Consider the following 6027-nt stretch of genomic DNA (forward strand, 5'->3'; position numbering starts at 1 on the left):
GACTCCGCCGACGCTCAACATCACGACGAGCGTCAGCACGCGAGCCAGTATCATTCGTTTGTGCTGAAGTGCGGCAACGAGCTTCGATTGGACCGTCGAGGGGATCACGAGGACTGCGTTTTTAAGGTGGCGGATAAGTTTACTGCATTTCAACCTGCGCCTTTGTTAAATGGAATTTTAGCAATAACCTGATAACGAGCATGGTAAAACAAGTTTCCCGGTTTTCGGTTCTTAATGCACACTCTATCCGTGAGAAATGCGGATTACTGCCTCGGAGCACCCAGTGCCGCAAGGGAACGATCGGAGCATCGCCGAAACACATTCTCGGGTGCTGTTTTGTGCCGGGGTCCGCTATGGCGAGACGACGAGATGAGCGAGACCGGCGAGCGCACGGTTGAGAGCCGGCCGGCGCTGAAGCGGGCGATAGGTCCCAAGCTGCTGTTCTTCTTCGTGATCGGCGATGTGCTCGGCACCGGCATCTACGCCCTCGTCGGCAGCGTGGCCGGCCAGATCGGGGGAGCGCTGTGGCTGCCATTTCTCGTAGCGTTCGGAGTCGCGTTCCTCACCGCGTTCAGCTACCTGGAGCTGGTCGGCAAATATCCCCGCGCGGCCGGCGCGGCCTTGTACACCCAGCGGGCGTTTAAAATCCCGTTCCTGACCTTCCTGGTCGCCTTCGCCGTGATGAGTTCGGGCATTACGGCCGCCGGGGCGGCGGCTCGCGCATTCGCCGCTACCTACCTCCAGCCGTTCGCTCCCTGGCCGGTGCTGCCGGTGGCGGTCGGTTTTCTCCTCGTTCTCGGGCTGATCAACTTTCGAGGGGTGGCCGAGTCGGTGAAGATCAATATGGTACTGACCGGCGTCGAAATATCGGGCCTTGTGATCGTCATCGCCATAGGCGTGTACGCGGCGGGGAGCGGTCAAGGCGAGCCTAGCCGGCTCCTCGAATTCGACACCGAGGACCGAAACCTGCTGCTCTCGATTTCGGCGGCCACTTCCTTGGCCTTCTTTGCCATGGTCGGATTCGAGGACGCGGTAAACATGGCGGAGGAGTGCCGGGACCCCGCGCGGATTTTCCCGCGGTCGCTGCTATCGGGGCTGATTGCCGCGGCCCTGATTTATGAGCTGGTGGCGCTTACCGCTTCGCTGCTGATTCCGGCCGAGACGCTTTCGGCCGCCAGATCCGATGCGCTTTTGAAGGTGGTCGCCGTGGGTGCGCCGGCGTTTCCGCTGAAGGTATTTGCCGGCATCGGCCTGATTGCGGTGATCAACTCGGCCCTGATCAACATGATGATGGCCAGCCGGCTGCTGTACGGCATGGCGAACGAACGGATTCTGCCGCCGGTGTTCGGCGCCGTGCATCCGACCCGGCGCACGCCATGGGTGTCGATCCTGTTCACCACCGCGATTGCGGTCGCGCTGGTCGTTACGGCTGGCGAGGATGGCGTGAGGAAGCTCGGCGGCACCACGGCCCTGCTCTTGCTGTGCGTTTTCACCGGGGTCAATATCGCCTGTCTGGTGCTGCGCCGGGAGAAAGTCGAGCATGCGCACTTCCGGGCGCCGCCTGGAACGCCCGTGCTTGGCGCGATTTTCTGCGGCTATCTGGCTCTACCGGTACTATCCGGACGGCCGGCCAGCGACTACGCGATCTCGCTCGCGCTGCTGGGCGTCGGCATCGTGTTGTGGGGAGTCAACCGGTGGTGGATCGGCCGGCCGAGGCTGGCCCGGAAACGATGATGGACTTACGGATACGCAATCGGAAGCGGCCAAAACAGTCAAATTTGAAAGTACCGGAGAAATCGTCATGAGCACTGCAAAATCGGATTCTATCGGACAATACCTCCTCAAGCGTCTATACGATGCCGGTGTCAAACATATCTTCGGCGTTCCCGGCGATTATGTGCTCGGCTTCTACGATTTGATGGTCAAAAGCCCGATCCAGCACATCGGCACCACGCGGGAGGACACCGCCGCCTTTGCCGCGGACGGCTATGCTCGCTGCCAGGGCATAGGCGCGCTGGCGGTGACTTACGGCGTGGGAGCGCTGAATACGGTCAACGCGGTCGCCGGTGCCCATGCGGAGTCCTCGCCGGTGGTCGTCATCAGCGGTGCTCCGGGCGTGCGCGAACAGCGAGAAGATCCACTGATTCATCACCGCTTCGGCCCCTTCACGTTTCAGCGCGAGATTTTCGATCGCATCACCTGCGCCACGGTCGTGCTCGATGACCCGGTCATCGCCTTTCGTCAAATCGACCGCGCCATCGCGACCGCCCGCCGGTCGTGCAAACCGGTTTACATCGAGCTCCCGCGCGATCTGGTCATGGCTGAAGGCTATTCGGTGCCGGAAGAGCCGCTCGAAGAGCCTTCGAGCGATGGAGCCGCCTTATCGGAAGCGGTCGCCGAGACCGCGGAGCTCATGACGAAGTCGGTATCGCCGACGATTCTGGCGGGCCTCGAACTGCATCGACGCGGACTTCAGGACGCTCTGGTCGAACTGGTCGAACGGGCACGCTTGCCGGTGGCGGCCACTTTGACCGGCAAGTCGGTGATTGCCGAGCGGCACCCGGCCTATCTCGGCGTCTATGAAGGCGCGATGAGTTCGGAGAACGCGCGTTACATGGTGGAACAATCCGATTTGCTGCTGATGCTGGGCGTCACCTTGAACGACATCGATACCGGCATCTACACCGCGCGTCTCGATCCCCATCGCATCGTGCGCGCGGCTCAAAACGAAGTCGTGATCCGCTATCACCGCTATCCCCGCGTCACCCTGTCGGATTTCGTCATGTCCTTGGCGCGCTCGGTGAAAGCTCGGAGCGAAACCTTCCCGGCGGCGCCCGCCGTGCCTGAAGCGAGCGGGTTTCCCGAACCGAACCGGCCGATGACGATCGCCCGTTTGATCGAACGGCTGAATCGGGCGCTTACCTCCGACATGATCGTGGTCTGCGACGTGGGCGATTGCCTGTTTGCCGCGATCGACCTACAGGTCTACGAGCGGAGCGAGTTCTTGTCCTCCGCTTTCTATACCACGATGGGCTTTGCGGTGCCCGCCGCGCTCGGCGCGCAAATCGCCCGTCCGGATCATCGTGCGCTCATCCTGGTCGGAGACGGCGCGTTTCAAATGACCGGCACCGAGCTTTCGACGCACGTACGCTTCGGCCTGGCTCCCATCGTGGTGGTTTTCAACAATTGCGGTTACAGCACCGAACGGTTCATCCTCGACGGGCCTTTCAACGACATCGGCTGTTGGCGTTTCGACCGGCTGGGCGAGCTTTTCGGTCCGCTGAACGGATACGATGCGCCCGATGAGGAAGCGTTTGAGGAGGCGCTCGTCAAATCGCTCGCAGACCGCGCCACGCCAAGCATCATCAATGTTCGCCTTGCGCCCGATGACAGTTCGTCGGCCATGAGGCGCCTTGCGGAGCATTTGAAATCCAGGGTCAAGGGCTGAAGCTGGGTCAGCGAAAAACGAACCAAACTTGGACTACCCGCTCCTGGCCATCGCTGCTGTTCTGAGCGGCGGCCGGAAAGCGCCTTTGGGTGAAGTAATTCCATTCGGTATTCAAATGAATATTTATTGTAGGGCGGGTTAGCGCAGCGTAACCCGCCGATCCGAGGTCGCTCGAACGATGCGGTTCACTTCGTTCACCACATCCTACGGCTATTATCCTAGAAACGGCAGTTGGACGCACTCGAGTGTGCGGCGGGTGGGTCGACTGGCCAGGCGCGACGACGCGGCAGGGTCGGCCCCTGTTAGAAGGAGCAACGCCGCCAGGCGGCCCGCCCGTCGTGCAATCGGGTGCGTAGCGGTTTCACCCACCAGGTGAGACTGATACCAGACCGAGCGTTCAGGATTCATCGGGCGTTTCTGGTGCATCGAAGCGGTCAACTGCCGCTTCTAGGATTATCATCCGCCGAGGAAAATAAAGACCAGCGCCGGTAAGATATGGCTTTTTTGACCCGTTGCTCGGCGAGCTCCAAAGCGGCGTGCCGCGGAAGAATGGCTTTGGTACTGACGGCCTCCAAGACCTGCTCCGTATTGCTTCGCACTTTTTCCCCAATCGACGAAAATACCATCGCTTGAGTGACGCCGCGATATTCCAGGGCAGCGCATATCACGCCGCCCGCATTGGCGATGAAATCCGGAACGCAGAGCACGTCGTGCTCGTGCAGGAATTTTTCGGCTTCGGGGGTGACGGGGATGTTGGCCCCCTCGACAATCAGTTTGGTGTTGAGACGCGATGCGTTCGCCGCGTTGATCACATCCGGCCGTGCGGCGGGAATCCAGATATCGCATTCCATGTCGATCACGGCGTCCCGGTCCCGTTTCTCCCCGCCCGTAACGTCGGAAACGCTCTTTCCCGTCTTTTTCAGTTCCATCAGAGCCGAGACATCCAGGCCGCGAGGATTGTAAACGGCGCCCCGACTATCGGATGCGCCGACCAAGACTGCCCCGGCTTGCGCCAGAAAGCGCGCCGAGTGCCGGCCGACGGCGCCAAACCCCTGGATCACGACTCGGGCGCCGTCGATCTTCATATTGCAGTAGCGCGCCGCAATTTCCGTGGCCTGATAAATCCCCCAGCCGGTTGCGCCGACTTCATCCAGCGGAATGCCGCCCAAATCGCTGGGAAAACCCGCGGCACGGCCTATTTCGTCTTTCACCCAGGCCATGCAGTTTTCATCGGTACCCATGTCGGGCGCGAAAATATAATCCCTTTCGTTTCTCAAACTCGAGGCGAAAGCGCGGATGAGTCTTTCCTTATCCGGTCCCGGCATTTTGGGATCGCCGAAAATGACGGACTTGGCGCCGCCATGAGGCAAACCGGCGGCCGCGTTTTTGAACGTCATCGCCCGGGCGAGACGAAAGCATTCCGCCACGCTGACATCGGGCGCCATCCTCAATCCCCCGATGGCCGGACCCCTCGCAACATTGTCTACGACCAGAATGCCTTTCAACCCTGCGGAGGGTTCATAAACGTGAATGATCCTGGCGGGACCCAATGCGTCCGCAAACCCAAAAACATCGCTCGCGTTCATCTCGATTCACCGATGTGCCGGTTTGATGCCCAGTCAAGGAGGCCGCGCGGACAGGCCAAGTTCAGGAAATTCTCCGAGCGAAGCCCTGCCTACGCACTACGACCAACTTTATCACTGTTCTGCTTTCTGAATGAGAGGCCTATCGTTCGGCCAAACTCCCGACCGTCCTGCCGGCCTCTTTTTTCGTCACCCTGCATGCGTGCCAGGCGGGAGTAAGGCGCCGCATCATTCAAGAAGATAGTCGTAAGGCTCTGCCGATTTCGGAAAACAGCGATCAGGTTTGTCGGGTTTGTCCAGTTCCGGACATTGCATCGAGGGACGATCGTCCTGAAATCATTGAGAAATTGCCGTTGCAAACCGATGGCATGTTTATCGCTTCCAATACATACGTGCCACAAAAAATCTGGATACCGTGCAAAGAGGCCGCTCCTACGGTGTCGTTGCAGGCATGGTCCTGTCTGAACCGAAAATGGCGCATTTCCATCGACCCCGGCCTGGTTTGAATCATCCGGAGACCCTTTATGGCCTATGAAGACGTTTGCAAACAAAGCCTGATCGGCGAAGGGGAGTTGGTGCCCTGCAAGGTGGGCGACAAAGAGATCGTCATCATGTGGCCGGACGGCGGAGAGCCGAAAGCCTATGAAGCGCGTTGTCCGCATGAAGGCGTTTCCCTGGGCCAGGGCGATTTCAACGGCAGAATTCTTTATTGCATCGCGCATGGATGGGTGTTCGACGGTCGCTGCGGCAAGTCTCTGCAACCTGCCGGATGGCAGATGAAGGAATATCCCATGCGCCTGCAGAACGGCATGGTGCAGGTGGACATCACCGGCTAGCTTTCGCCATCGGTGCAGCGAACCTGCGCCGACCTCTTTCTCCACCCCAACAACCCTGATATTTGAGTCATGGCCATTATCGAAGTCACCGACGACACCTTTCAGCAGGTGATCGAAACCCATCCCATCGTCGTTCTGGATTTCTGGGCAACCTGGTGCG

The 6027-nt window shown here is 59.9% G+C and carries 5 protein-coding genes; 4 read left to right on the plus strand and 1 reads right to left on the minus strand.

The features are described 5' to 3' along the window. The 3 genes from ABJK70_RS18570 to ABJK70_RS18580 form a co-directional block, all read left to right on the plus strand. The coding region (locus ABJK70_RS18570) for a hypothetical protein (RefSeq protein WP_347258733.1) at positions 1 to 192 on the plus strand (192 nt) is incomplete at its 5' end. 177 nt (positions 193 to 369) lie between these two features. Further along, a complete protein-coding gene (locus ABJK70_RS18575; RefSeq protein ID WP_347258734.1) occupies positions 370 to 1734 on the plus strand; it encodes an APC family permease in 1365 nt (454 codons plus the stop codon). 67 nt (positions 1735 to 1801) lie between these two features. Further along, positions 1802 to 3448: a thiamine pyrophosphate-binding protein gene (locus tag ABJK70_RS18580; RefSeq protein ID WP_156880524.1), complete on the plus strand. Its 1647-nt coding sequence runs from the start codon at positions 1802 to 1804 to the stop codon at positions 3446 to 3448. Positions 3449 to 3882: 434 nt separating this feature from the next. Here ABJK70_RS18580 and ABJK70_RS18585 read toward each other — a convergent pair whose 3' ends face one another. Next, positions 3883 to 5034: a Glu/Leu/Phe/Val dehydrogenase gene (locus tag ABJK70_RS18585; RefSeq protein ID WP_347258735.1), complete on the minus strand. Its 1152-nt coding sequence runs from the start codon at positions 5032 to 5034 to the stop codon at positions 3883 to 3885. Between the two features lie 521 nt (positions 5035 to 5555). On the opposite strand from ABJK70_RS18585, the gene ABJK70_RS18590 reads away from it, so the two are divergent. Next, positions 5556 to 5867, plus strand: coding sequence for a Rieske 2Fe-2S domain-containing protein (locus ABJK70_RS18590; protein WP_077729963.1), 312 nt, complete (start codon positions 5556 to 5558; stop codon positions 5865 to 5867). Positions 5868 to 6027 lie beyond the last annotated feature (160 nt).

Source organism: Methylocaldum sp., from assembly GCF_039794385.1.
Taxonomy (GTDB): Bacteria; Pseudomonadota; Gammaproteobacteria; order Methylococcales; family Methylococcaceae; genus Methylocaldum.

What these genes read in the sequence shown, in the direction of transcription:
- ABJK70_RS18575 (WP_347258734.1), top strand. Translation starts at nt 370, where the DNA reads ATGAGCGAGACCGGCGAGCGCACGGTTGAGAGCCGGCCGGCGCTGAAG.
- ABJK70_RS18580 (WP_156880524.1), top strand. Translation starts at nt 1,802, where the DNA reads ATGAGCACTGCAAAATCGGATTCTATCGGACAATACCTCCTCAAGCGT.
- ABJK70_RS18585 (WP_347258735.1), bottom strand. Translation starts at nt 5,034, where the DNA reads ATGAACGCGAGCGATGTTTTTGGGTTTGCGGACGCATTGGGTCCCGCC.
- ABJK70_RS18590 (WP_077729963.1), top strand. Translation starts at nt 5,556, where the DNA reads ATGGCCTATGAAGACGTTTGCAAACAAAGCCTGATCGGCGAAGGGGAG.